The following is a 24,559-nucleotide window of genomic DNA, read 5'->3' as shown; positions in this document are numbered from 1 at the left end:
GCTGTCCGGAATACGGACATGTGTGTCCGGCGTGTGAACTCTTCCGCCGGGGCGTTTCCCGACGCCATCTCCAACTCGCCTGCACACACGGGGAGTTGAGCCGAAACGAGCCCCGCAGCCGGGTGGCACCCCCGGGTGCGGAAGGGGTGCGGCAAGGGTTTTCCCCGTATCGGGTTCATTCCGCGTTTGCCTACTGTCTGCCCACCGGCGCGCGGCTCCCCGCAAGCGCCGTCGCCGGTACACCTCCCACACGCACCAACCGGCCGCTCCGGCCTGCCCGGAAACGGCCGCGAAAGGGCACACCTTGCACGCATCCCGACGTCGGCTCATATCCGTGGTGGCGATGTCCGCCACCCTGCTCGGTGGTACCGCCACCACCTCGCTCGCCCTGTCCCAGCCGCTCGCCGCACCGGGCACGGCCCCGGCCGCCGCGGTCGCGTCCGTCCCGCAGCCGTCCGCCCCGGTCGCCAACCTGATCGTCGGCTACAAGTCCAGTGCAACGGAGGCCAGTTCCAACACGGCCGCCGACGCCGACGCCAAGGCCAAGGGCAAGAAGGCCGGCGAATCGGTGGAGTTCGAGCGCCGCCTGGGCACCGGAGCCGCGCTCGTGGACCTCGGCGGCACCCTCGCGCCCGCCGAAGCCGCGGACGTGATGGCCCAGTTCCGCGCCGACCCGGACGTCGCCTACGTGGAGCCCGACACCCGCGCCTACCCGATGGCCACCCCGAACGACACCGAGTACGCCAAGCAGTGGGACCTGTTCGAGCCCACCGCCGGCATGAACGTTCCGGCCGCCTGGGACAAGACCACCGGTTCCGGCGTCACCGTCGCCGTCATCGACACCGGCTACGTCGCCCACTCCGACCTCGCCGCGAACGTGGTCCCCGGCTACGACTTCATCTCCAGCGCCGCCGACGCCCGCGACGGCAACGGCCGCGACAACAACCCGGCCGACCAGGGCGACTGGACCGCGGCCGGCGAGTGCGGCATCGGCTCCAAGGCGAGCACCTCCTCCTGGCACGGCACCCACGTGGCCGGCACCATCGGCGCCGCCACCAACAACGGCAAGGGCATCGCCGGCATCTCCTACGGCGCCAAGATCCAGCCGGTGCGCGTGCTCGGCAAGTGCGGTGGCACCACCTCCGACATCGTCGACGCCATCACCTGGGCGTCCGGCGGCTCGGTGGCCGGCATCCCGGCCAACGCCACCCCGGCCAAGGTCATCAACATGAGCCTCGGCGGCTCCGGCACCTGCGGCAGCAGCTACCAGAACGCCATCAACGCGGCCGTGGCCCGCGGCACCACCGTCGTGGTGGCCGCCGGCAACAGCAACGCGGACGCGAGCGGCTTCTCGCCCGCCAGCTGCGGCAACGTGATCAACGTGGCCGCCAGCAACCGCACCGGCGACCGCTCCTTCTACTCCAACTACGGCGCGTCCGTCGACGTCGCCGCGCCGGGCGGTGAGACCCGCCGCGCCACCGACACGCCCGGCACCATCACCACCCCGGAGAACGGCATCCTCTCCACCCTGAACGCCGGCACCAGCACCCCGGGCGCCGAGAACTACAAGCCCTACCAGGGCACCAGCATGGCCGCCCCGCACGTCGCGGGCCTGGCCGCGCTGCTGAAGTCGGCCAACTCCGCGCTGACCCCGGCCCAGATCGAGTCCGCGATCAAGACCAACGCCCGCCCGCTGGCCGGCACCTGCACCGGCGGCTGCGGCACCGGCCTCGCCGACGCGGCCAAGACCGTCGCGGCCGTCACCGGCGGCACCGGCACCCCGGCCGCCCACGAGAACACCGCCGACGTCGCCATCCCGGACAACGGCGGCGCCGTCTCCTCCTCCATCGCCGTCACCGGCCGCACCGGCAACGCCCCGGCCGCCCTGAAGGTGAACGTCGACATCAAGCACAGCTACCGCGGCGACCTGGTCATCGACCTGGTCGGCCCGGGCGGTGCGGTCAAGCGGCTGAAGAGCTCCTCCGGCGACAGCGCGGCCAACGTGCTCACCACGTACACCGTCGACGCCTCCGCCTGGCCCGCCAACGGCACCTGGCAGCTGCGCGTCCAGGACGTCGCCGCCGCCGACACCGGCTACATCGACTCCTGGAGCCTCGGCTTCTAGGACACCCCGCACCACCGGCTGTGCCCCCACGCACACACGAGCCGCCACCCCCCACAAAAGGTCCGGACCTGCCTGACCAGTAGGTCCGGACCAACTCCGCCCGCGGGCCTGCCGATTCGTCCCATGACGGCAGGCCCGCGGGTCTTTCCTGCCGTCGGCTGATTTCTGCGTCACAATCAGCGCCCGCCAGGCCCCCGACCTCGTATTCTCGCGCTCACAGGTGAGGCACAGGACGGGGAGCGAGAGGTGGGTGGCTGTGCGTGGCGACGACGGGGAACGCTGAGGCGACCGTCGGACACGGCGAACTGATCGAGGCGGTCGACCGCGCGCTGACCACGCGCGGCCGGGTGATCCTCACCGGCCCGGCCGGAGCCGGCAAGACCGTCCTGGCCGGGGCGGTGGCGGGCGCCGCCGAGGCCCGCGGCGAGACCGTGCTCCGGCTGGCCCCCGAGGCCGCGGACCGCTCGCTGCCGGAGGCCGGCGCCGCGGCGCTGCTCGCCTCCGTGCCCGGCGCCGCGCTGGACCGGCTGGCCGGACCGCAGCGCGCCGCCGTCGCCCTGCTGTGCCGCGAGACCGATGCTCCGCGGGCCGGCCGGGACGACGTGGCCCTGCGGCTGGCGGTCGTCGAGGTGCTCCGCAGCCTCGCCGTGGCCGAGCCGCTGCTGATCGTCCTGGACGATGCGCAGTGGCTGGACCCGGAGAGCGCCGGCCTGCTCCGGTTCGCCCTGCGGCTGACCCCGCCCGGGGTGCGGCTGCTCGCCGCCGAGTGCGACCGGGGCGGTACGCCGGTCGCCGAGGCCTTGTGCGGTCCCGGCACCCCGGCCGTACGGGTCCCCCCGCTCGGCGCCGACGAGGTGGCCGAACTCCTGGTCCGGCACGGGCTGCCCGCCCGGCTGGCCGGCCGGATCCACCAGGCCAGCGGCGGCAATCCGCGCCTCGCCCTGGCCCTCGGGCACTCCCTCGCCGAGGCCGGGGACGGCTGCGCGCACCACGCCGACACCCTCCCGGTGTCCGGCCCGGCCCGGCAGGTCACCCGGCGGCTGCTCGCCGAGGCGCCCGACCGGGCGCACCCCGCCCTGCTGCTGGCCGCGCTCACCGGCCGCCCCACCACGGCACTGCTGCGCCGGGCCGGCCGGCCGGACGCGGAGGCGGAGCTCGCCGAGGCGGAGCGGGCCGGGCTGGTCACGGTGGGCCAGGACGGCACCGTCACCTTCACCGCCGGGGCGCTGCCGACCGTGCTGGCCGCCGATGCGGGCTGGCCCGAGCGGGCCGCCGGGCATGCCGCGCTGGCCGCCGCCGTCGACGACCCGGTGCAGGCCGTCCGGCACCGGGCGCTGGCCGTGGACCTCCCGGACGAGCGGCTCGCCGGCGAACTGGGGGAGGCCGCGGCGGCCTGCCGGCGGCGCGGCAACCGGGCCCTGGCCGCCGAACTCGGGCTGCTGGCCGCCGAACGCACCCCCGTGGACCGGCCGGCGGCCGAAATGGCCCGGCTGGTCGCCGCGGCCGAGGACGCCGGCTGGTCCGGGCGGGCCGATCTGGCCCGCCGGGCCGCCCGGGCGGTACTGGCCCGGGATGCCGCGCCCGCCGACCGGGTACGGGCCCGGCTGGCCGTGATCGACGCCGCCGGCCAGGCCCTGGCCGACCTCGACGAAACCTTTGCGCACGCCATGGCCGATGCGGCCGGCGATCCCGCGCTGCGGGCCGCCGTACAGCTGCGGGTGGCGTGGAAGCTGAACCTCAGCGACGGGGATCCGGTGCGCTCGCGCGCGGCTGCCGCCGAGGCCGGGGAGCTGGCCAAGGCGGGCGGGGACCGGGTCGCCGAGGCGATGGCACTGACCGTACGGGCCCGGATGGGCCGGATCCTGGGCGATCCTCAGGCCGAGGAGATCCTCGCGGAGGCACTGGCACTGCCGGCGCCCGACGTGCCGCTGGGCATGCGGAACGCACCGCAGTACCTGGCGGTGCGGCACGCCCTGTTCGACGACCGGTCGGCCGACGCCCGGGAGCAGCTGCTGGTGCTGCTGCCCGCGGTGGAGCGGACCGGCTCCGCCGAGGACGTGTTCGAGGTACTGCGCAGCCTCACCGAGGTGGAGCTGCGCAGCGGCCGGTGCGCGGCCGGTTCGGCTCATGCCCGGCGGGCGCTTCAGCTGACCATCGAGGCGGGCCTGTCCCCCGGGCCGGCCTGGTACCTGGCGGCGATGGCGGAGTACATGGGCGGCAGTTTCGTACGGGCCGCCGGATATGCCCGGCGCGGGGTGCAGGCCTCGGAGGAGGAACGCGACCAGGTGTTCCTCTCCCGGAGTCTGTACGCGCTCGGGCTGGTGGAACTGGCCGGCGGGGAGGCGGCGAAGGCGGTGGCCACGCTGCGCCGGGTCGCGGACCTGGAGGCCGCGCAGCAGGTGGTGGACCCGTCGGTGCTGCGCTGGCACGGGGAGCTGGCCGAGGCCCTGGTGGCGGCGGACGCCCCGGCCGAGGCGGCGGCCCTGCTCGACGAGGTACGGGCGGTGGCGGTGCGGCTCGGCCGTTCCGGGGTGGTCGCCTCGCTGGACCGGGCGCAGGGGCTGCTGATGGCGGCGGCCGGGGAACCGGATGCGGCGGTCGTGCTGCTGGCGGCCACGGCCGAGCGCTTCGAGGGCCTGGGGCTGCCGTGGGAGCGCGGGCGGACCCTGCTGGCGCTGGCCCGGGTGGAGCGGCGGCGGCGCCGGAGGGCTCCGGCGCGGGCCGCGCTGGAGAGCGCGGCGGAGGTCTTCGAGCGGGCCGGGGCGGCGCCGTGGGTGGAGCTGACCCGCCAGGTGCCGGCCGGAACGGGGCGCGGGCCGGCCCCGGGGCGGGGTCCCGGGGCCGGGCCGGAGGTGCTCACCGAGGCGGAGGCCCGGCTGGCCCTGCTGGTCGGGCAGGGGGCGAGCAACCAGGAGGCGGCGGCGAAGCTGTTCCTGAGCGTGAAGACGGTCGAGGCCCGGCTGACGCGCATCTACCAGAAGCTCGACGTCCGCTCCCGGGCCCAGCTGGCGGCGGCGCTGCGCCGCGGCTGATCCCGCGTGCCGTCGTACCGTCGGACGGGGTGTCAGCGGCGGACCGGGCATTCCTTCCAGGAGAAGTGGTAGACGGTGTTGAAGGTGCCGTCGGTCGAGTCCATCGCCATGAAGCTGTTGGTGGTCTCGGTGTCCGAGTCGCCGGCGTCCACCCGCAGCTCGGTGTTGATGTTGAAGTTGCGCTTTTCGCCGCAGGGGGCGAAGGCGAGCGACTCCACCGGGGTGGTGTCGGTGACCTGCCAGTTGCCCTGGAGCGGACCGCGGAAGGTGTGGCTGCGGCGCTGGGTCTGGGACATGCCCTGGAAGTAGTAGCCGGCCTGCTGGGTGCCGGACGCCTGGTCCTGGAGGCTGGCGAAGCCGCGGTAGTCGACCTTGGCGATGGCGTAGGTGAAGCCCTGCGGGACGGTGACGCGCAGGCCCAGCTGGCAGTTCTTGCGGAACTCGGTGGGCTGGGCCCCCTTGCCGACCTGCGCGAGGTACTCGCTGTAGGTGACGGTGAAGGCCGAGTTGTCCGGTGACACGTCCACGGTGGCGCTGCCGGGCCGGCAGCCGGAGCCGTTGACGGAGGCGAGGTCGATGGTGACGTTTCCGGTGGGGGGCGCCGGCCGGGGCGCGGCGATCCCCGCCGAGGGGGTGAGGGCGGCGGTTGCGAGCAGTGCGGCGGTCGCGCCACTGGTGAACACCGTTCTGAACACCGAGGTCCCTTCCATGGGTTGTGCGGGTCACTCTTGTCGGCCGCACTCCATCACCCTGTGACAAATCCTCACAGATCCCATGCCGGACGGGGGGTCGTGACCACCCGCTCGGCCCTGGACGGGGACGCTGTCGGCCGCGGGCGGTACGTTTCCGGCATGGGGATGAACGAGGTGCAGCACGGTTCGGCGGACGCCCGCAGCGAGGTGGCGGTGGCGTATCTGGCCCTGGCCGACGGGGAGCTGGGCCATGCGGCCCGGCATCTCGGCTCCGCGTTCGCGGCCGAGCCGGAGCTGCCGGAGGCACACCAGGCGCTCGCCGAGCTGGCCGCCGCGGCCGGCGGGGCGCTGGCCGCGCTGGAGTGGTTCCCGACCGACGAGGCGTATTCGGGGATCGTGGGCTGTATGGCGCACTTGTACGCCGCGGCGGGGTTCTGGGATGCGGCGGTCGACCGGCTGGGAGCGGTGATCGGTGCCGAGCCGGAGCGCGGCTGGGCGCAGGTCGCCTGGCTGGCCCGGCCGGATCTGGCCGGGCTGGTCTCCCCCGAGGCGGTGGGCCGGGCGGTGGCGGCGGTGACGGGCGGCCTGCCCGAGGGGCCGGCGCCGGCCGGGCTGCGGGAGGCGGTGGGCCCGTTCCGTGCGCTGGTGGCGGCGGTACTGGAGCGGCACCCGGAGCACACCGCGCTGCTGACCCTGGCGTCCGTACTGGCCCGGCGGCTCGGTGAGCCGGAGGCGGCCGTGCGCTGGGCCGAGCAGGCGCTGGCGGTCTGTCAGGCGGAGATCGCCCAGGACCCGTCCGACCTGGACCGGTACGTGGACGTGGCCGAGGTGTACCAGCGCACCGGGCGGCCCGCCGAGGGCCTGCCCTGGCTGGACCGGGTCCTGGACATCGACCCGGCGCACCCCACGGCCGGCCCGGCGGTGCATGCGCTGCGGCATGCCGCCGAGGGCGGCGGGACGGAGCATCTGCTGGCCCTCTCCGACCATCTGAGGGAGTACCCGGACCACGGCTACGCGGGTCATCTGCTGGCGGAGCTGTGCGACGGGGTGCCGTGGCTGGGGCATGTGCACCCGGCGTCCGAGGCGAGTCTGGGTGTGCTGCACCGGATACTGGCCGATCCGGCGGCGGCGCCGGGCAGCGGGATCGAGCTGGTCGGTTCGCATCTGGAGCCGCCCAGCACCGTGCTGGCGGTGCGGATGGGGCTGCCGCGGTCGGGGATCGCGTACAAGTGCGTGCCCCTGCCGGATCCGCGCCTTCCGCAGCACGAGGTGGGGACCCGGCTCTGGGAGTTCGACGGGCCGGCGGCCCGGCCGGCGCTGGACCCGCCGTCGAGGCCGGCCGCGGAGCTGGTCCGGCAGGTTGCGTCGGTGGGCTGGGATGCGCCGGGGGCGGCGTACGACCATGCGGTGCGGCTGTCCGGGCTGTCGCTGGGCGACCTGCTGGCGGTGTGCGTGCATCCGCCGCTGCCGCGGGACAGTGCGCAGGGTGCGTATCTGCTGGGGCGGCAGCCGGAGTTGTGGGTGCGGGCGGTGCAGACCTTCGCCTGTCTGGGCATCGCCCACCACCATGCGGACGAGCCGTGGCGGGCTTCGCGGCGGCGGGCGGTGCTGACGGACCTGCTGTTCGGGCCGGAGGACTGGGTGAACGAGGCGGCGGGGTTTGCGCTGCTGGCGACGGCGTGGGCGGATCCGGCGGCGCGGGAGGAAGTGGGGGCGCTGCTGACGGACCGGATGACGGCGGTGGGGCTGGCGTGGCAGGAGCGGGACGCGACGATCCTGGCGTCGTTGTGCCGGCTGGTGCTGGGCTGCCCTTGGGTGGAGCGGGGGGTGCGTGAGGTCGCGGCCCGCATGCTGGCCGCGGTGACCCGCTACGAGACGTAACCGCCGCCCGGCTGGAAGAGCGGCCGGGCGAGCAGAAGGGCTACGTCGTCCTGGGCCGGGGAGGGGGTGAGGTGGGTGAGGGTGGCTTCGCAGATGGCGTCCAGGGGGCGGTCCGGGCCGGCCAGGGCGCGGGCGAGCTGGCGCATGCCCTCGTCGAGGTCGCGGTGCCGGGATTCGATGAGCCCGTCGGTGTAGAGGGCGAGCAGGCTGCCGGCGGGCAGCGGGACGTGCTCGGAGTGGAAGGAGTCGGCTCCGGTGCCGAGCGGGGTGCCGGGCGGGCCGTCGAGGAAGCGGACCGTGCCGTCGGGGGTGACCAGGGCGGGCGGCGGGTGGCCGGCCCGGGCGAGGTCGCAGCCGCCGGTGGCGGGATCGTGGACGGCGTACACGCAGGTGGCCATCTCGTCCTCGCCGAGGTCGGCGACGATGGCGTCCAGGGAGTGGAGCATGTGCACGGGCGGGACGTCGTGGCCGGCCAGGGTGCGGACGGCGGTGCGCAGCTGGCCCATCACGGCGGCGGCGTGGATGCCGTGGCCCATGACGTCGCCGATGACGAGGGCGGTGCGGTTGCCGGGCAGGCTGATGGCGTCGTACCAGTCGCCGCCCACGTCGTGCTCGCTGGCGGGCACATAGCGGCCGGTGAGGGCGAGGCCGGGCACCTTGGGCAGGGTGTTGTGGGTGAGGCTGCGCTGGAGGGTGAGGGCGGCTTCGCGCTGGCCGGTGTACATGCGGGCGTTGTCCATGTTGAGGGCGGCGCGGGAGACGAGTTCGTCGATGAGCAGGCAGTCCTGTTCCCCGAAGGGTTCGCGGCTGAGGAGGCGGGTCACCACGACGGCGCCGAGGACGGTGCCGCGGGCGACCAGCGGGATCAGCCGGGCGGAGCCGATCCGGGTGGAGAGGTAGGTGCGGAGGTTTTCGGCGCGGGGGTCGGTGATGAGGGCCGGGATGTCGGCGTAGGTGAGGTTCATCGGGCGGCCCTGCTCGATGACCCGGTCGTAGACGGAGCCGAGGGGGACCTGGAAGGTCATGCCGGGGGCGAGTTTGGCGGTGGGGGCGGAGGGGTCGGGGAAGGTGGCGGCGAGCCGGCGGACGAGTCCGTGGCGTGCGGTGCCGGCCTCGTCGGGGGCGAGGATTTCCTCGAGCATCTGGACGTCGGCGGAGTCGGCGAGCCGGGGGACGAGGACGTCGGCGATCTCGCGGGCGGTCTGGTGCAGGTCGAGGGTGGTGCCGATGCGGGTGCCTGCTTCGGCGAGCAGGGCGAGGCGCTGGCGGGCGCGTTCGGCTTCGACGAGGGCCTGCTGGCCTTCGGTGATGTCGATGATGGAGGCGATCACGCCGAGGATGCGGCCGGAGGTGTCGCGCAGCGGTGCGTAGGAGCAGGACCAGGTGTGGTCGCGGCCGGGGTCGGCGGGGGTGCGGCCGGTGCGGCGGGTGTCGATGACGGGGGTGGCGCGGTCGATGGCCTGCCGCATCATCGCTTCGAGGGCGGTGGCGTTGATGCCGGGAGCCACTTCGCTGAGGCGTTTGCCGAGGTGGTCGGCGGCGGACACGCCGTTCATCCGGGCGAGGGCTTCGTTGACGCGGAGGAACCGCAGGTCGGTGCCGAGGGTGGCGAGGCCGATGGGCGATTGGGTGAAGAGGCTCTCGAGGGCGGCGAGGGAGTCCCTCATGTGCATGACCTCGGAGGTTTCCACGGCGACGAGCAGGGCGCCGGGGCGGCCGTCCGGGGCGGGAGCGGGGACGATCCACATCTCCATGGTCACCGGCTGGCCGCTGCGGTGGCGTACGGAGAGGGTGCCGATGACGGTTTCGCCGGCGTGGACGCGGCGGGTCAGCTCGTCGGCGAGTTCTCGGTTGCCTTCGGGGACCAGGACGGTGGCGGCGGAGCGGCCGATGATCTCTTCGGGGAGGTGGCCGAGGAGGTCCTGGGCGGCGAGGGACCATTCCACCACCCGGCCGTCCGCGTCCTCCCGCCACAGGGCGATCGGGAGCAGTTCGCGGAGCACTCCCGCGTAGCCGACGGCACGTTGGGGCTGCTCCGGCGCCTCGCCCGCCCACTGGTGCGCCTGATGTGTGTCCAAGGCAATGACCTCACCCCGAAGGGGTACATTCCGCTCAAAATACCCTATCGGAGACACCTACCGGCGGCGCTCGCAGCGCCCGGGCAGGCCCCAGGGGGCAGCATGGAGGGGTGACCGAGACTCCGGAGCCCAGGGGACTGCTGGATGTCCTCGGCGTGGCTGCCGTGGTGCTCGATGCGGAGGGGCGCATCCGGTTCTGGAGCCCCGAGGCCGAGCACCTCTTCGGCTGGACCGCGCCGGAGGCCCTCGGCCGGTTCGCCGGGCAGCTCCTGGTCCACCGCGAGCACCTGGAACTGGTGATGGGGCTCTTCGCCGAGGTACTGGCCGGCGGGGAGAGCTGGACCGGGGCCTTCCCCGTCCGGCACAAGAACGGCGACGTCCGGATGGTGGAGTTCCGGAACATGCGGCTCCAGGACACCTTCGGGGACCTGTACGCACTCGGGATCTGCGCCGATCACGCCACCGTCCAGCGGGTGGAGACCGACCTCGCCCTGTCCGACCGGCTGGTCTCCCAGTCGCCGATCGGGCTGGCCCTGATGGACCCCCATCTGCGGTACGTCCTGGTCAACCCGGCGCTCGAACGGATCAACGGCATCCCGGCGGCCGATCACCTGGGCCGCACCATCCGGGAGACACTGCCCTTCCTCGACGTCGACGAGCTGGAGAAGGCGCTGCGCCAGGTGCTGGCCACCGGGGTGCCGCTGATCGACCAGTACTCGGTCGGCCGCACCCCCGCCGACCCGGACGAGGACCACGCCTGGTCGGTGTCCTTCTACCGGCTGGAGGGTGCCCAGGGCCGGGTGCTGGGGGTGGGCGTCTCGGTGGTCGACGTCACCGAGCGGCACCGGTCGGCCACCGAGGCGGACCGGGCCCGGCGGCGGCTGGCCCTGATCGCCGAGGCCTCCACCCGGGTGGGCACCACTCTGGAGGTGGACCGGACCGCCCACGAGCTGGCCGAGGTGGTGGTGCCGGCGCTGGCGGACGTGGCGGCGGTGGACGTCCTCGACTCGGTGCTGTCCTGCCGCCGCCCGGGCGCCCCGGACAGCGGCCCCGAGCTGTTCCGGGCCCTCGCGGTGAAGACCGCCTATCCGACCGAGGCGATGACCGCCGCCGACCCGGCCGGCGATCTCGCCATGTACGGGGAGGACCGGCTGGTCACCCGCTGCGTGCACACGGCCCGGCCGGTGCTGGTCTCCGCGGTCCGCCCGGAGGACCTGCCGCGCATCGCGCGCAATGCGGAGGCCGCCGCACTGCTGGAGCGGGCGGGGGTGCACTCGTACCTGGCGGTGCCGCTGATCGCCCGCGGGGAGGTGCTGGGCGCCCTCGACCTGAAGCGGGCCCGCAATCCGCTGCCCTTCGACGAGGACGATGTGGTGCTGGCCACCGAGCTGGCCGCCCGGGCGGCCGTCAGCATCGACAACGCCCGCTGGTACCAGAGCGTGCGGAACTCGGCCGAGACCCTCCAGCGGAGCCTGCTGCCGCGGGTGCCGCCGCACCCGCCCGGCCTGGAGATCGCCTCCCGGTACCGGCCCGCGCACGCCTCCAACGAGGTCGGCGGGGACTGGTACGACGTGATCCCGATGGCCGGGGACAAAACGGCGCTGGTGGTCGGCGATGTGATGGGCAGCGGCATCGACGCCGCCGCGACCATGGGCCGGCTGCGTACCGCCACCTGCGCCTTCTCCGACCTCGACCTCGATCCGGCCCGGGTGCTCCGGCACCTGGACAAGATCACCTCAGGGCTGGAGCACTACATCGCCACCTGCCTGTACGCGGTCTACGACCCCCACCTGGGGCAGTGCCGGATCGCCAATGCCGGGCACCTGCCCCCCGTCCTGCTGCGGGCGGACAGCGGCCGGGCGGAGCTGGTCGAGCTGCCGACCGGCGCCCCCCTGGGGGTCGGCGGGATCCCCTTCGAGACCGTCGCGGTGGATTTCCGCGCGGGTGACCAGCTGGTCCTGTACACCGACGGGCTGGTCGAGACCCGCAACGATCCGATCGACGAACGGCTGGCGGCCCTGGCGGCCCTGCTGGACGACCCGGGACGGCCGCTGGAGGAGACCTGCGACCTGCTGCTCGACGGGCTGCGGCAGGACGAGGTGTCCGACGATGTCGCGCTGCTGATCGCCCGGAGCCGGCCGTGAGCCCGCGGGCCTGGTCGCGCAGCGTGTCCGGGCAGGTGTTCGCCCTGCAGGCGGTGATCGTGCTGCTGCTGGTGACCTCCGCCGTCGTGGCCCTCGTCCTGCAAGCCCGGCACGACAGCACGCTGAACGCCCGGGAACGCTCGCTGGCCGCCGCCGAGGCGTTCGCGCACGCCCCCGGCACCGCGGCTGCCCTGCAGTCGCCGAATCCGACCGCCGAGCTCCAGCCGCGGGCCGAGGCCGCCCGGCGGGCCTCGGGCGTGGACTTCGTCGCCGTGCTCGGCACGGACGGGGTCCGGTTCACCGATCCGCGGCCGGAGCTGATCGGCGCCCGGGCCAGCGGCGACATCGCACGGGCCGCGGCGGGGCAGTCGTTCACCGAGATCTTCCGCGGCCGGCCCAGCCATGCGGTCCGGGCCGTGGTGCCGGTCCGCGACACCGGCGGGCAGGTGGTGGGCCTGGTCAGCACCGGTATAGAGATCCAGAACGTCGGCGAGGTGGTGGAGGACCAGCTGCCGCTGGTGCTGGGTGCGGGCGCGGTGGCGCTGCTGCTGGGCACCGGTGGTGCGGCGCTGGTCAGCCGGCGGCTGCGGCGCCAGACCCGCGGCCTGGGGCCGGTCGAGCTGAGCCGGATGAACGAGCACCACGAGGCGGTGCTGCACGCGGTGCGCGAGGGCGTCCTGATCATCGGTGCGGACCACCGGCTGCTGCTCGCCAACGACGAGGCCCGGCGGCTGCTGGACCTGCCGCCGGACGCCGAGCAGCAGCCGGTGGGCGGGCTCGGGCTGCCGCCGCGGATCTCCGCGCTGCTGGCCTCCGGGCGGATCGCCACCGACGAGCTGCACCTGGCCGGGGACCGGCTGCTGGCCGTGAACGTCCGGCCCACCCAGCAGTACCGCGGCCAGTCCACCGGCACGGTGGCGACCCTGCGGGACTCCACCGAGCTGGCCGCGCTGTCGGGCCGGTCGGAGGTGGCGCGGAGCCGGCTGCGGCTGCTGTACGACGCCGGGGTGCGGATCGGCACCACCCTGGACGTGGTGCGGACCGCCGAGGAGCTGTCGGAGGTGGCCGTGCCGCGGTTCGCGGACTTCGTCACGGTGGAGCTGCTGGACCCGGTGCTGCGCGGTGAGGAGCCCTCGGGGGTGTACACGGAGATGCGGCGGACCGCGCTGAGCGGGGTCCGGCCGGATCCGCCGCTGCAGCCGGTGGGCGATCTGATCCGGTTCGTGGTGCCGTCGACGCCGATGGCGGCTGCGCTGGACTCCGGCCGGGCCGTGCTGGAGCCCGACCTGACCATTGCGCAGGCCTGGCGGGAGCAGGATCCGGAAGGGGCGGCCCAGACCCTGGAGTACGGCATCCATTCGCTGATCAGCGTGCCGTTGCAGGCCCGGGGGGTGGTGCTGGGGATGGCGAACCTCTGGCGGGCGGACACCCCCGACCCGTTCGTGGAGGACGACCTGTCCTTCGCCGAGGAGCTGGCGGCCCGGGCCGCGGTCTCCATCGACAATGCGCGGCGGTTCACCCGGGAGCACGCGATGGCGGTGACCCTCCAGCGGAGCCTTCTCCCCCGGGTGCTGCCGGAGCAGAACGCGGTCGAGGTGGCGTACCGCTACCTGCCGGCGGAGGCCGGGGTGGGCGGCGACTGGTTCGATGTGATCCCGTTGCCGGGGGCGCGGGTGGCGCTGGTGGTGGGCGATGTGGTCGGGCACGGGCTGCACGCCGCGGCCACCATGGGCCGGCTGCGGACCGCGGTGCACAACTTCTCCACCCTGGATCTGCCGCCGGAGGAGCTGCTGGGCCATCTCGACGAGCTGGTCGGGCGGATCGACATGGACCAGGCGGAGGCCCGGAACGGGGCCGGGATCACGGGTGCCACCTGCCTGTACGCGATCTACGATCCGGCGTCCGGCCGGTGTGCGGTGGCCCGGGCCGGGCATCCGGGGCCGGCCGTGGTGCATCCGGACGGGCGGGTGGAGTTCCCGGAGGTGCCGGCCGGGCTGCCGCTGGGGCTGGGCGGGATGCCGTACGAGTCCCGTGAGCTGCAGCTGGCCGAGTCGAGCCGGCTGGTGCTGTTCACCGACGGGCTGCTGGAGGACCGGGACCGGGATCTGGGCGGCGGTCTGGAGCTGCTGCGGCAGACCCTGGCCCGGCCGGGCCGCAGTCCCGAGCAGACCTGTACGGACGTGCTGGGTGCGCTGCTGTCCCCGGCGCCGAGCGATGACATCGCGCTGCTGGTGGCCGGGACCCGGCTGCTGGCGCCGGACCAGGTGGCCGAGTGGGAGGTGCGGGCCGATCCGGCGGAGGTGTCGCGGGTGCGGAACGCGGCCTCCGCGCAGCTGGGTGCGTGGGGGCTGGCGGAGGTCACGTTCACCGCGGAGCTGATCCTGAGCGAGCTGATCACCAATGCGATCCGGTACGGCGGCGAGCCGATCCGGGTCAGGCTGCTGAAGGACCGGGTGCTGACCTGCGAGATCGCGGACAGCAGCAGTACGGCCCCGCATCTGCGGTACGCCGCGACCACGGACGAGGGCGGGCGCGGGCTGTTCCTGGTGGCGCAGCTGGCCGAGCGGTGGGGCACCCGGTACACCGGACGCGGCAAGGTGATCTGGGCGGAGCTGCCGCTGACCGGTGGTGCGCCGGGGGCAGTGGGTGCGCTGCTGATGCCGGGGCTGGAGGACCTGGAGGATCTGGCCTGGTGACGGCCCGGCCGGGTCGCCTGGCGGCGGCCCGGCGGCCGGGGCGGTCAGTCGGAGATCCGGATGACGATCTTTCCGGCGGTGTGTCCGGTGCGGCTGAGTTCGAAGGCCTCGGCCAGCTGCTCCAGCGGGAAGACGGCGGCCACCGGGACGGTCAGCTTCCCCTCGTCGGCGAGCCTGCCCAGGCTCGCCAGGCCCGGCCCGTCGGGGCGGACCCACATCCACTGCCCGCCGGCGCCGAGGACGGCGGGGTCGGCGATCGAGGCGTGCCGGCCGCCCTCGGCCAGCACGGCCAGGGTCGTGTCGAGGACCCCGCCGACGAAGTCGGCCACCACGGTGGCGCCGTCCGGGGCGAGGGCGCGGACCCGGTCGGCGAGGCCGTCGCCGTAGGCCACGGGTTCGGCGCCCAGGTCCCGGAGCCGGTCGTGGTTGCGCGGGGAGGCGGTGCCGATGACCCGGGCGCCGAGGGCCCGGGCGATCTGGACGCCGAAGGAGCCGACCCCGCCGGCCGCGCCGTGCACCAGCACGGTGTCCGAGGCCCCGGTGCCGAGCCGGGTGAGCAGCTGGTGTGCGGTGAGCCCGGCCAGCGGCAGTCCGGCGGCCTGGTCCCAGTCCAGGGCGGCCGGTTTGGCCGCCAGGGCGCGGACCGGCACGGTGACGTATTCGGCGAAGGTGCCGCCGTGCACCCAGTCCTTGCGGGCGTAGGCGATGACCTCGTCGCCGGGGGCGAACTCGGGGGTGTCGATGCCGACGGCCTCGACGGTGCCGGCCACGTCCCAGCCGGGCACCACCGGGTACACCGTTTCCATCAGCCCGTCGAGCGCGCCGGCCATGATCTTCCAGTCGACCGGGTTGACGGCGGCCCGCCGTACCCGGACGAGGACCTCGCCGGGCCCGAATTTGGGCCGCGGCAGCCGGGTCTCGGCGAGGACCTCCGGTCCGCCGTAGGTGTCGTACGTCATCGCCCGCATGGTGTCCTCGGACATCTGCCCGTCCTCCGGTGATGTGGCCCCCCGGTGATCCGACCGGTCCATCCCACCACGGCGGTCAGGTCCCGGCGAGCAGGAGACCGCCCATGGTGAGCATGGTGGCGGCGACCAGGCCGTCGAGGACGCGCCAGGCGCGGGGGCTGGCGAACACGCCGCTGAGCAGCCGGGCGCCGTAGCCGAGGGTGGTGAACCAGATGAGGCTGGCGACGACCGCGCCGCCGCCGAAGGCCCAGCGGAGCTCGCCGCGGTCGGCGGCCAGGCTGCCGACGAGGAGCACGGTGTCCAGGTAGACGTGCGGGTTGAGCCAGGTCATGGCGAGGCAGGTCAGGACTGCGGCGCCGGCCGAGCCCGCGGTCCGGCCGGCGGTGCCGAGGGCGGCGCCGGGTTCGGGGCGCAACACCCGGCGGGCGGCGAGGAGTCCGTAGCAGATGAGGAAGGCGCCGCCGGCCAGGCCGACGGCGGTGACCGCGGCGGGCCAGGCTTCGACCACGGCTCCGACTCCGGCGACGCCGAGGGTGATGAGGAGGGCGTCGGATATGGCGCAGATGGCGACGACGGCGAGGACGGCGTGGCGGCGCACGCCCTGCCGGAGGACGAAGGCGTTCTGGGCGCCGATGGCGACGATGAGGGAGAGGCCGGTGCCGAAGCCGGCCAGAGCCGCCGGGAGGATTCCGCTGGTCATGGCTTTGAGCGTAGGGACGCACCGATCATGCGTACAGCTAAAGATTCTTACGTATCCTTAGCTAGTCTTTAGCGCTGTGATGGAAGAACTTCCCCTGGACCAGGTGCGCACCCTGCTCGCGGTGGTGGACGAGGGCACCTTCGATGCCGCCGCGGCGGCGCTGCATGTGACCCCTTCGGCGGTGAGCCAGCGGGTCAAGGCCCTGGAGCAGCGCACCGGGCGGGTGCTGCTGATGCGCACCAAGCCGGTGCGGCCCACCGAGTCGGGGCAGGTGGTGGTGCGGTTCGCCCGTCAGCTCGCCCGGCTGGAGCGGGACACCCGGGCCGAGCTGGGCATCGGGGACGGGCAGGGGCCCGCCCGGGTGCCGATCGCGGTGAACGCGGACTCGCTGGCCACCTGGTTCCTGCCGGCCCTGACCCGGGTCCCGCAGGATCCGCCCATCTGCTTCGAACTGCACCGGGAGGACGAGAGCCGGACCACGCTGCTGCTCCGGGAGGGGCAGGTGATGGCCGCGGTGACCTCCTCGCCGGATCCGGTGGCGGGCTGTTCGGTGCGGCGGCTGGGGCTGGCCCGGTATCTGGCGGTGGCCAGCCCCGAGTTCGCCGCGCGGCACCTGTCCGGGCCGCTGGAGCGGGACCTGCGCACCGCGCCGGTGATCGTCTTCGACCGCAGCGACGATCTCCAGGCGGCCTTCGTCCGGGCGCTGCCCGGCAACGGGCCGGGGACCGGGGCGGGGACCGGGCCGGGGACCGGGGCGGACATCGGGCCGGTGCGGCACCGGGTTCCGACCTCGGAGGGGTTCCGCGACGCGGTGACGGCCGGGCTGGGCTGGGGCCTGGTGCCGGAGCCGCAGGCGCTGCCCGGTTTGAGGTCCGGCGCGCTGACCGCGCTGGCGCCGGACCGTCCGCTGGATGTCGCGCTGTACTGGCAGCAGTGGAAGCTGCACTCCCCCGCCCTGTCGGCGGTGGCGGGGGCGGTGGTGGCCGCGGCGGCCGGGGCGCTTCGCTCAGCGCCCTGACTGCCAGCTGTAGAACTGCCGGGCCATCGCGTCGCTCGGGCTGCGCCAGGTCGCCGGGTCGTAGGGCCGGACGTAGGCGGAGAGCTGTTCGCTGATGTCCTGGAACAGCGGATGGGAGGTGTGCTTGGCCACCTCGGGGCCCGGCGGGTGCGGGGTTTCGAACAGGTGCAGGTAGACGTCGCCGAACTGGAACAGGCTGCGGCGGGTCACCCCCACGAGGTGCGGGAGTTCGCCGGCGTCGGACTCGGCGAAGACCCGGGCGATGTCGTCCGCGGACTGTGGTGCCATCCGGGCGACGATCAGTGCTTGGTGCATAGGGGCGCACTCCTCGAACGTGTGCGGGCGGGCGCTTCGGACGGGCGCTTCAGACGTGTGCTTCGATCTTGTCCCGGATCAGTTCCAGCTGGATCTTGGAGTTGTGGTTGATCCGGTCGGTCATGCCCGCGTCGTCGAGCGGGGCTCCCGGCTTCATCGCGAAGTCCTGCCGCCAGCGCATCTTGGTGCCGCCGGGGACCTCGGCGTACTCCCAGTGGATGTTCATGTACTCGAACGGTCCGGTCTCCACGCGGCGGGCCTTGACCTGGAGTTCGTCACGGTTGACGGTGCGCTCGGAGACCCAGCTCCAGACCACGCCGTTCTCGTCGGGGTGCATGGCGAGGCGGAACCGGGTGGTGTCGCCCTCCTCGGCGAGGATCTCGATGGACGCGTACTCGCTGAACAGCCGGGGCCAGTTCGGGAGGTCGTTGGTCATCCGCCAGACCAGGTCGACCGGTGCGGCGACGGTGATCTCGTTGTCGGTGTGTCCGGGCATGGTCAGGCTCCTGTCATGAGGTTGTCGTTGACGAGGCCGAGGAAGGCCGCGGGGGTCTTGCACTGGTCCACCTCGATGGGGAGGGGGTGGCCGTGCCGCTTCTCCAGTTCGGCGACGATGCCGAGCAGGCCCAGCGAGTCGAGGCCGTAGTCCGCGAAGGGGGCGTCGGGGCGGGCGGCGAGCACCGCCGGATCGACGGTGACCCCGGCGCTCCGCTTCATCAGGGCGCTCAGTTCTTCGACGGTGAGGCTTTCGGACATGTGCGTGCTCCTTATCGTGAGGGGGTGCGCAGGACGAGGGCCGAGTTGGAGCCCATCAGGCCGCGGCTGAGGACCAGCGCGGTGCGCGGGCGTGCGGTCAGGGCCCGGCCGGTGACCAGGTTGAGGTCGTGGCAGACGTCGAAGACGTTCGGGGTGGGCGGGACCAGGCCGTGTTCCAGGGTCAGGGCGGCGGCGGCCACGTCGAGGGCGGCGCTGCCGCAGTAGGCGCGGCCGGTGCCCGTCTTGGGGGCGGTCACCGGGACGGACCGGCCGTGCGCGGCGCCGAGGGCGTCGGTCAGGGCCAGGGCCTCGGCCCGGTCGGCTTCGAGGACGCCGAGGGCGTCCGCGAAGACCACGTCGACCTCCTCGGGGGCGCAGCCGGCCTGCCGCAGGGCGCCGCCGATGGCCCGGGCCAGACCCTCCCGGGAAGCCTTCCACTGTCCGGCGCCGGTGAAGGTGGCGGCGTGGCCGGCGATTTCGGCGCGGATCGGGGCGCCGCGGGCGGCGGCCCGCTCGCGGTCCTCGACGATGAGGACGGCGCCGCCCTCGGCGGGGGCGAACCCGCAGGCGGAGGCGGTGAAGGGCCGGTAGGCGCGGGTCGGGTCCGGATGGGTGCTCAGCTCGGGATAGCCCAGCTGGCAGACCATCGAGTAGGGGGCGAGGGGGGCCTCGGCCGCACCGACGAGTACGGTGCCGGTGCCGCGCCGGATCGTACGGGCGGCCTGGGAGAAGGCGTCGAGCCCGCCGGCCTCGTCGCTGGCCACCACCTGGCAGGGGCCGCGGAAGCCGCCCCGGATGGAGATCTGGCCGCTGGTGGCGGCGTAGAACCAGGCGATGGACTGGTAGGGGCCGACATACGTGGGCCCCTGGCCCCACAGCTGCTGGAGCTCCCGCTGGCCGAACTCGCCGCCGCCGGAGCCGGCCGCGGTGATCACCCCGACCGAGTACGAGTCGTTCTCGTAGTCCGCCGTGCCGAGCAGGGCCTGTTCCAGGGCCATGTCGGCGGCGGCCAGCGAGAAATGGGTGAACCGGTCGGTCTGTACCAGGTAGCGCTCCTCGACCAGGCCGTGCGGGTCGAAGTCCCGTACCTCGCCCGCGATCCGCAGCGGCAGGTGCTCGCAGCCCTTGCGGGTGATCCGGTCGAGCACGCTGGTGCCCGCCTGGGTGGCCTTCCAGAAGGCCCCGGCGCCGACCCCGTTGGGGGCGACGACGCCGATTCCCGTGATCACCGCGGTGCGGTCGCGGTCGCGGTGCGCCGGTTCGTCTGCGCTCATACCGTCCTCACCTTCGTCCGGGCGGTTTCGGGCGGCCGTGACATGACGACCGCGGACTGGAATCCGCCGAAGCCGCTGCCCACCGAGAGCACGGTGCGCAGCTTCCGCTCGCGGGCGGTGCGCGGGACGTAGTCCAGGTCGCACTCCGCGTCGGGGTTCTCGTAGTTGGCGGTCGGCGGCACCACCTGGTTCAACAGGGCGAGGACGCAGGCCACCAGTTCGATCGCGCCGATGGCACCCAGGGAGTGGCCCACCATCGACTTGATCGAGCTCATCGGGGTCCGGTACGCGTGCTCGCGCAGCACCCGTTTGACGGCGGCGGTCTCGTGCCGGTCGTTCTGCTTGGTGCCGGAGCCGTGCGCGTTGACGTAGTCCACCTCGGTGGGGTCGAGGCGGGCGTGGTCGAGGGCGACGGAGATGGCACGGGCCATCTCCAGTCCCTCGGTGGTGAGTCCGGTCATGTGGTGGGCGTTGCCGAAGGTGGCGTAGCCGCCGATCTCGCAGAGCACGGTGGCGCCGCGGGCCCGGGCGTGCTCCAGCTCCTCCAGGACCAGGACGGCGGCGCCCTCGCCGAGGACGAAGCCGTCGCGGCGGGCGTCGAAGGGGCGGGAGGCGTGCGCGGGGTCCTCGTTGTTCGCCGAGGTCGCCTTGATGGCGTCGAAGCAGGCCACGGTGATCGGGGAGATGGGCGAGTCGGAGGCGCCTGCCACACAGACGTCCATCAGGCCTTCCTCGATGGCGTGGCAGGCGTAGCCGATGGCGTCCAGGCCGGAGGTGCAGCCCGTGGAGACGGTCTGTACGGGGCCGTGGGCGCCCACGTCCTCGGCGACGCTGGCGGCCAGCGTGGCCGGGGTGAAGGCCCGGTGCAGGTACGGACCGGCGGGGTGGTGGTCCACGTCCCACCAGGCGCCCTTGCCGCTGACGGCGGTGTAGTCGTGCTCCAGCCGGGTGGTACCGCCGACCGCGGTACCCAGGGAGACACCGGTGCGCCATGCATCGGCGGCGGCGAGGTCCAGTCCGCTGTGCCGGACCGCCTCCCGGGCCGCGACCAGGGCGAACTGGATGTACCGGTCGCAGCGCGCGGCGGTCTCCTCGTCGATGCCGTGGTCCGCGGCCTCGAAGTCCACTTCGGCGGCGATCCGGGAGCGGAACCCGGTCGGGTCGAAGAGGGTGATGCCGCGCGTTGCCGTCCGGCCGTGGGACAGCAGGTCCCAGAAGGCCGGGGCGCCGATGCCGCCGGGGGCGACCACGCCGATGCCGGTGACGGCCACCCGGCGGGTCACGAAACGGCCTCGGACGGGGCCGGGGTGGGGGCCGGCCCGTGGGAGGGTGCCGGGTGTCCCTTGCCTGCCGGGTTGGTCTCGGTGTCGACGTGGCCCAGCTCGGGGCGGGGGGCCAGCGGGCCGAGGTGGAAGACCATGCGGACCTCCTCGGAGCCGGTGTTGCGGAACCGGTGGCGGACGTTGAGGGGGACGAGGAGTCCCTGGTCGGGCCGCATCGTGTGGGTGACGCCGTCCAGGTCCACCTCGACGGTGCCGGCCACCACGTAGACGAACTCCTCCGAGTACGGGTGGTAGTGCTCGGCGATCCACTCGCCCGGCTGGATGAGGGCCAGACCCATGAATCCGGTGGTCGAGCCGGCCGAGGTCGGGGTGAGCACGGCGCGCACATCACCGCCCCGCCGGCGGTTGGGCTGCGTCTCGCTGAGGTCCACGATGCGTGGGGCGTGCGTGGTCATGGCTGCGTTCCTCCTGGCGGGGACGGGATCGGGTGGGATCTGATGGCGGCGGCCGGGGCCGGCCGCGGGGGGGTGCGGACGATGAGGGTCCGCTCGGTCCGCTTGGTCCGCTCGGTCCGCCGGTCAGGCGTCGGGGGCCGCGAGCCGGTCGGTGATCAGGCGCATCCCGGTACGGGCGAGCAGCTGCGCGGGCTGCCCGGCGTCGGCCGGCGGCTGGTACGCCGTGCTGTCGAGCAGCCGGTCGAGAACGGCGGCCTTGCGGTCGCCCTGGAGGGCGAGGGCCGCGACCGGGTCCTTGTCCAGGGGCCCGCGGACCTCGATCAGCCGGACCACGATGTCGTCGCGCTGGAAGACGGTGCTGCTCAGCACCGGGCTCTTGGGGAGGTCGGCGGCGGCTTCGGCCTGCTGGGCGAGGAAGCGGGCCAGGGCGCTGCCCTGTCCCGGCCTGGCCCGGTAGTAGAGGGCGTGCCGGCCGACGGAGCCGGCGGCGGCCCGGTCGTGGGCGGCCACGTGGTGGACGGCGGGCAGGGCCGCACGGGTGAAGAACAGCCGGGCGGCGTCGGGGTCGTCGAGGTCCCGGTCCACTTCCAGGTACGGGTTGATGGCCTCTTCGACGGCCCGTACCTCGGGCTGGCGGGCCACGTACCGCAGCGCCTTGGTGAGGTCGCCCTTGACCTCGACGGTCCGCACGACCCGGTTGCCGTGCATGAAGAGGGTGGTGCGGCACAGCCGGGTGCTGTCGTCGACCTTCGCGGACGGCGGGTCGTAGTCGGCGAGGAGCTTGGCGACCGCCTCCTCGGAGCCGGGGCGAACGGTGAAGGTCAGCGCGTGGCGCACCAGGTCGTCGCCGAGCCGCGGGGCCTGCTGGACCGCACCGCCGGTCACCCGCTCGCCGGTCTCCCGCAGCACGTTGAAGCGCATCGAGGAGGTGGTGCGGATGCAGGCGCTCAGCGGCCGGATCTGCTCGATGTGGGCCTCGCTGTTGACCCAGTCGAGGAACTGCGGGGCGCTCTCCCACTCGCTGGTGATGAGCCATTGGGAGGGATTCTCGAACGACTGGCACAGCTGGTCGTTGAGGTGGCCCGGGGTCGCGGCAACATGGTGGCGGATCTGTTCGTAGGCGTCCAGGAACCGCTTCTGGGTGCCGTCGTGCAGGTCGACCAGCATCACGACCCGCAGCCGGGATCCGTCGAAGGCCGACTGCGACACGCGTTCCGGCAGGCTGATCGTCATTTCGTACGCTCCCTTGCGACGGTGGCCGCGCGGCACGCGCAGGCCTGGAGTCCTTCCTGAGTCAGATCGTTGCCGCAGGCTGCACAGAACGCGACACATGCAGATCAAGCGGGTGAACGCGGGCGCACTTCGGCCGGTCAGCGGGCATACAAGGTGGGTCACCCCCCGCGGGAAGGAACCGAGCAGGCCATGGAAGAGAAGTTCGACGTAGACGTGCCCGTGCTGGTGGTGGGCGGCTCCCTGGTGGGGCTCGCCACCTCGCTGTTCCTGAGCCGGCACGGCATCAGACATCTGCTGGTCGAGAAGCACGCGGGGGTCTCCCCCCACCCGCGTGGCCGTGGCATCAACGCCCGGACGATGGAACTGTTCCGGGTGGCCGGCGCAGAGCCGGACATCCGGCAGGCCGCGGCCGTCCTGGAGGAGAACAAGGGTCTGATCCAGGCCACCTCGCTGACCGGCGGGGACCACCGCTGGCTGGTCGAGAACACCGACCCGGGCGGCGCGCTGGCCAAGTTCAGCCCCACCCGGTGGTGCCTGTGCAGCCAGAACAACATCGAGCCGGTGCTGGCCTCACGGAGCCGGGCGGCCGGCGCCGACGTGCGGTTCTCCACCGAGCTGATCTCCTTCGACCAGGACGCCCACGGCGTCAGCGCCGTGGTGAAGGACCGCGACGGCGGGCAGCACATCCGGGTCCGCGCGCAGTACCTGATCGCGGCGGACGGGCCGCGCAGCCCGGTTCGGGAGCAGCTGGGCATCCCGCAGTCCGGGAACGGCGACCTGTTCCACAACGTGAGCATCACCTTCCGGTCGCGCCGGCTGCCCGAGGTGCTGGGCGATCTGCGGTTCATCGTCTGCTACCTGATCAAGCCGGGTGCGGACGGTGCGCTGCTGCCGGTGGACAACGACCAGAACTGGGTCTTCCACGCCCCCTGGCACCCCGAGACAGGCGAGACCATGGAGGACTTCACCGACGAGCGGTGCGTGGCGCACATCCGCCGTGCCATCGGGGTGCCCGACCTGGACGTGGAGATCGGCGGGAAGGCGGCCTGGCATGCCGCCGAACGGGTGGCGGACCGGTACTCGATGGGCCGGGTGTTCCTGGCGGGCGACGCCGTGCACGAGATGTCGCCCACGGGGGCGTTCGGGTCCAACACCGGTATCCAGGACGCGCACAACCTGGCCTGGAAGCTTGCCGCGGTGCTGGCGGGCGAGGCCGGTCCGGAGCTGCTCGAGACGTACGGGGAGGAGCGGCGGCCGGTGGCACTGGCCACCAGCGAGCGGGCCTCGGCCCGGTCCGTGGAACACGACCACCCCGGCTACTCGCCGCTGCCCGGGGCACCGGGCGTGCCCGGCGGGCCGAGCGGCAAGGCCGGGAAGGACAGCCGGATGCTGCCGACCGCGATGGCGTACTGCTACCCGCAGGGCGCGGTCATCGGCGGCGACCCGGACCGGGAGATCATCCCGGCCGGGATGAAGCTGGACGGCGAGCCCGGCACCCGGGCCCCGCACCTGTGGCTGACGGGGCCGGCCGGGCGGATGTCCAGCCTCGACCTCTACGAGCGGTCGTTCGTCCTGCTCAGCAGCCCGGGTACGCCGTGGCAGGCGGCGGCCGGACGGGTGGCCGGGGAGATGTCGGTACGGCTGGCCGGGCACACGATGGGCGGCGGCGCGGACGCGGAACTCCGTACCGAGGAGGGCATGGACTGGGCGGCGGCGCACGGGGTACAGCCGGACGGGGCGGTGCTGGTGCGGCCGGACGGATATGTGGCGTGGCGCTCCGAGGGCCCGGCGAAGAACCCGGCGGCGACCCTGACGGAGGTCCTGACCAGGCTGCTGCACCGCGCCTGACCGGCCTGGGCCGGGAGGGGGCGGGGACAGGGTGCCGCTGCGCGGAGCCTGCCCCCACCCC

18 protein-coding genes are annotated in these 24,559 nt (G+C 73.8%); 7 read left to right on the top strand and 11 right to left on the bottom strand.

What is annotated here, in order from left to right:
- Positions 1–343 precede the first annotated feature (343 nt).
- Both DEJ50_RS31370 and DEJ50_RS31365 read left to right on the top strand, forming a co-directional pair.
- Entirely contained in the window at positions 344–2,125 is a 1,782-nt protein-coding gene (locus DEJ50_RS31370) for a S8 family serine peptidase (RefSeq protein ID WP_150212476.1), read from the top strand.
- Between the two features lie 260 nt (positions 2,126–2,385).
- A complete protein-coding gene (locus DEJ50_RS31365; RefSeq protein WP_190344797.1) occupies positions 2,386–5,157 on the top strand; it encodes a helix-turn-helix transcriptional regulator in 2,772 nt (923 codons plus the stop codon).
- A gap of 32 nt (positions 5,158–5,189) precedes the next feature.
- Here the strand turns inward: DEJ50_RS31365 and DEJ50_RS31360 are convergent, their stop codons facing one another.
- The gene (locus DEJ50_RS31360; RefSeq protein WP_223837983.1) at positions 5,190–5,852 is read right to left on the bottom strand and encodes a DUF4360 domain-containing protein; all 663 of its coding nucleotides are present in this window, start codon (positions 5,850–5,852) and stop codon (positions 5,190–5,192) included.
- Between the two features lie 156 nt (positions 5,853–6,008).
- Between DEJ50_RS31360 and DEJ50_RS31355 the strand changes: the two genes are divergently transcribed.
- The gene (locus DEJ50_RS31355) at positions 6,009–7,730 is read left to right on the top strand and encodes a tetratricopeptide repeat protein (RefSeq protein WP_150211429.1); all 1,722 of its coding nucleotides are present in this window, start codon (positions 6,009–6,011) and stop codon (positions 7,728–7,730) included.
- On the opposite strand, the gene DEJ50_RS31350 is transcribed toward DEJ50_RS31355, so the two are convergent.
- Positions 7,718–9,808: a SpoIIE family protein phosphatase gene (locus DEJ50_RS31350; RefSeq protein ID WP_150211428.1), complete on the bottom strand. Its 2,091-nt coding sequence runs from the start codon at positions 9,806–9,808 to the stop codon at positions 7,718–7,720. The genes DEJ50_RS31355 and DEJ50_RS31350 overlap by 13 nt on opposite strands.
- Positions 9,809–9,918: 110 nt before the next feature.
- On the opposite strand from DEJ50_RS31350, the gene DEJ50_RS31345 reads away from it, so the two are divergent.
- Positions 9,919–11,952: a SpoIIE family protein phosphatase gene (locus tag DEJ50_RS31345; RefSeq protein ID WP_150211427.1), complete on the top strand. Its 2,034-nt coding sequence runs from the start codon at positions 9,919–9,921 to the stop codon at positions 11,950–11,952.
- On the top strand, positions 11,949–14,648 hold the full coding sequence (locus DEJ50_RS31340) for a SpoIIE family protein phosphatase/ATP-binding protein (RefSeq protein WP_223837982.1): 2,700 nt from the start codon (positions 11,949–11,951) through the stop codon (positions 14,646–14,648). The genes DEJ50_RS31345 and DEJ50_RS31340 overlap by 4 nt, the downstream gene beginning before the upstream one ends.
- A 44-nt stretch (positions 14,649–14,692) precedes the next feature.
- On the opposite strand, the gene DEJ50_RS31335 is transcribed toward DEJ50_RS31340, so the two are convergent.
- Both DEJ50_RS31335 and DEJ50_RS31330 read right to left on the bottom strand, forming a co-directional pair.
- Positions 14,693–15,616, bottom strand: a complete 924-nt coding sequence (locus DEJ50_RS31335) for an NADP-dependent oxidoreductase (protein WP_150212474.1) — start codon at positions 15,614–15,616, stop codon at positions 14,693–14,695.
- A gap of 76 nt (positions 15,617–15,692) precedes the next feature.
- A complete protein-coding gene (locus DEJ50_RS31330; protein ID WP_150211426.1) occupies positions 15,693–16,316 on the bottom strand; it encodes a LysE/ArgO family amino acid transporter in 624 nt (207 codons plus the stop codon).
- 79 nt (positions 16,317–16,395) lie between these two features.
- Here DEJ50_RS31330 and DEJ50_RS31325 point away from each other — a divergent pair, with 79 nt between their 5' ends.
- Positions 16,396–17,334, top strand: a complete 939-nt coding sequence (locus DEJ50_RS31325; RefSeq protein WP_150211425.1) for a LysR family transcriptional regulator ArgP — start codon at positions 16,396–16,398, stop codon at positions 17,332–17,334.
- Here the strand turns inward: DEJ50_RS31325 and DEJ50_RS31320 are convergent.
- From DEJ50_RS31320 to DEJ50_RS31290, 7 genes are all read right to left on the bottom strand, one after another.
- The gene (locus DEJ50_RS31320) at positions 17,323–17,649 is read right to left on the bottom strand and encodes a TcmI family type II polyketide cyclase (RefSeq protein WP_150211424.1); all 327 of its coding nucleotides are present in this window, start codon (positions 17,647–17,649) and stop codon (positions 17,323–17,325) included. The two genes, DEJ50_RS31325 and DEJ50_RS31320, sit on opposite strands and share 12 nt — an antisense overlap.
- 49 nt (positions 17,650–17,698) lie before the next feature.
- Positions 17,699–18,145 carry an SRPBCC family protein gene (locus tag DEJ50_RS31315; protein WP_150211423.1) on the bottom strand — a complete coding sequence of 149 codons (447 nt, stop codon included), beginning with the start codon at positions 18,143–18,145 and terminating at the stop codon, positions 17,699–17,701.
- Positions 18,146–18,147: 2 nt separating this feature from the next.
- A complete protein-coding gene (locus tag DEJ50_RS31310) occupies positions 18,148–18,405 on the bottom strand; it encodes an acyl carrier protein (protein ID WP_150211422.1) in 258 nt (85 codons plus the stop codon).
- A gap of 11 nt (positions 18,406–18,416) precedes the next feature.
- Positions 18,417–19,679, bottom strand: a complete 1,263-nt coding sequence (locus tag DEJ50_RS31305; protein ID WP_150211421.1) for a beta-ketoacyl synthase N-terminal-like domain-containing protein — start codon at positions 19,677–19,679, stop codon at positions 18,417–18,419.
- Positions 19,676–20,962 (bottom strand): beta-ketoacyl-[acyl-carrier-protein] synthase family protein, encoded by a 1,287-nt coding sequence (locus DEJ50_RS31300; protein WP_150211420.1) that lies wholly within the window; start codon positions 20,960–20,962, stop codon positions 19,676–19,678. Before DEJ50_RS31300 ends, DEJ50_RS31305 begins: the two co-directional genes overlap by 4 nt.
- Complete coding sequence (locus tag DEJ50_RS31295) at positions 20,959–21,417, bottom strand: cupin domain-containing protein (protein ID WP_150211419.1); 459 nt, start codon at positions 21,415–21,417, stop codon at positions 20,959–20,961. The genes DEJ50_RS31300 and DEJ50_RS31295 overlap by 4 nt, the downstream gene beginning before the upstream one ends.
- Before the next feature lie 123 nt (positions 21,418–21,540).
- Positions 21,541–22,650, bottom strand: coding sequence for a SchA/CurD-like domain-containing protein (locus DEJ50_RS31290; RefSeq protein ID WP_150211418.1), 1,110 nt, complete (start codon positions 22,648–22,650; stop codon positions 21,541–21,543).
- A 189-nt stretch (positions 22,651–22,839) separates the two neighbouring features.
- On the opposite strand from DEJ50_RS31290, the gene DEJ50_RS31285 reads away from it, so the two are divergent.
- Entirely contained in the window at positions 22,840–24,498 is a 1,659-nt protein-coding gene (locus DEJ50_RS31285) for an FAD-dependent oxidoreductase (protein WP_150211417.1), read from the top strand.
- Positions 24,499–24,559 lie beyond the last annotated feature (61 nt).

This window comes from Streptomyces venezuelae (assembly GCF_008642295.1).
Taxonomy (GTDB): Bacteria; Actinomycetota; Actinomycetes; order Streptomycetales; family Streptomycetaceae; genus Streptomyces; species Streptomyces venezuelae_C.
This window is presented reverse-complemented; position numbering and strand designations above follow the sequence as displayed.

Excerpts from the sequence above, each read along its gene's own strand:
- DEJ50_RS31295 (WP_150211419.1), bottom strand. The coding sequence starts at position 21,417 with ATGACCACGCACGCCCCACGCATCGTGGACCTCAGCGAGACGCAGCCC.
- DEJ50_RS31330 (WP_150211426.1), bottom strand. The coding sequence starts at position 16,316 with ATGACCAGCGGAATCCTCCCGGCGGCTCTGGCCGGCTTCGGCACCGGC.
- DEJ50_RS31310 (WP_150211422.1), bottom strand. The coding sequence starts at position 18,405 with ATGTCCGAAAGCCTCACCGTCGAAGAACTGAGCGCCCTGATGAAGCGG.
- DEJ50_RS31335 (WP_150212474.1), bottom strand. The coding sequence starts at position 15,616 with ATGCGGGCGATGACGTACGACACCTACGGCGGACCGGAGGTCCTCGCC.
- DEJ50_RS31315 (WP_150211423.1), bottom strand. The coding sequence starts at position 18,145 with ATGCCCGGACACACCGACAACGAGATCACCGTCGCCGCACCGGTCGAC.
- DEJ50_RS31290 (WP_150211418.1), bottom strand. The coding sequence starts at position 22,650 with ATGACGATCAGCCTGCCGGAACGCGTGTCGCAGTCGGCCTTCGACGGA.
- DEJ50_RS31325 (WP_150211425.1), top strand. The coding sequence starts at position 16,396 with ATGGAAGAACTTCCCCTGGACCAGGTGCGCACCCTGCTCGCGGTGGTG.
- DEJ50_RS31355 (WP_150211429.1), top strand. The coding sequence starts at position 6,009 with ATGGGGATGAACGAGGTGCAGCACGGTTCGGCGGACGCCCGCAGCGAG.
- DEJ50_RS31370 (WP_150212476.1), top strand. The coding sequence starts at position 344 with ATGTCCGCCACCCTGCTCGGTGGTACCGCCACCACCTCGCTCGCCCTG.
- DEJ50_RS31285 (WP_150211417.1), top strand. The coding sequence starts at position 22,840 with ATGGAAGAGAAGTTCGACGTAGACGTGCCCGTGCTGGTGGTGGGCGGC.
- DEJ50_RS31305 (WP_150211421.1), bottom strand. The coding sequence starts at position 19,679 with ATGAGCGCAGACGAACCGGCGCACCGCGACCGCGACCGCACCGCGGTG.
- DEJ50_RS31320 (WP_150211424.1), bottom strand. The coding sequence starts at position 17,649 with ATGCACCAAGCACTGATCGTCGCCCGGATGGCACCACAGTCCGCGGAC.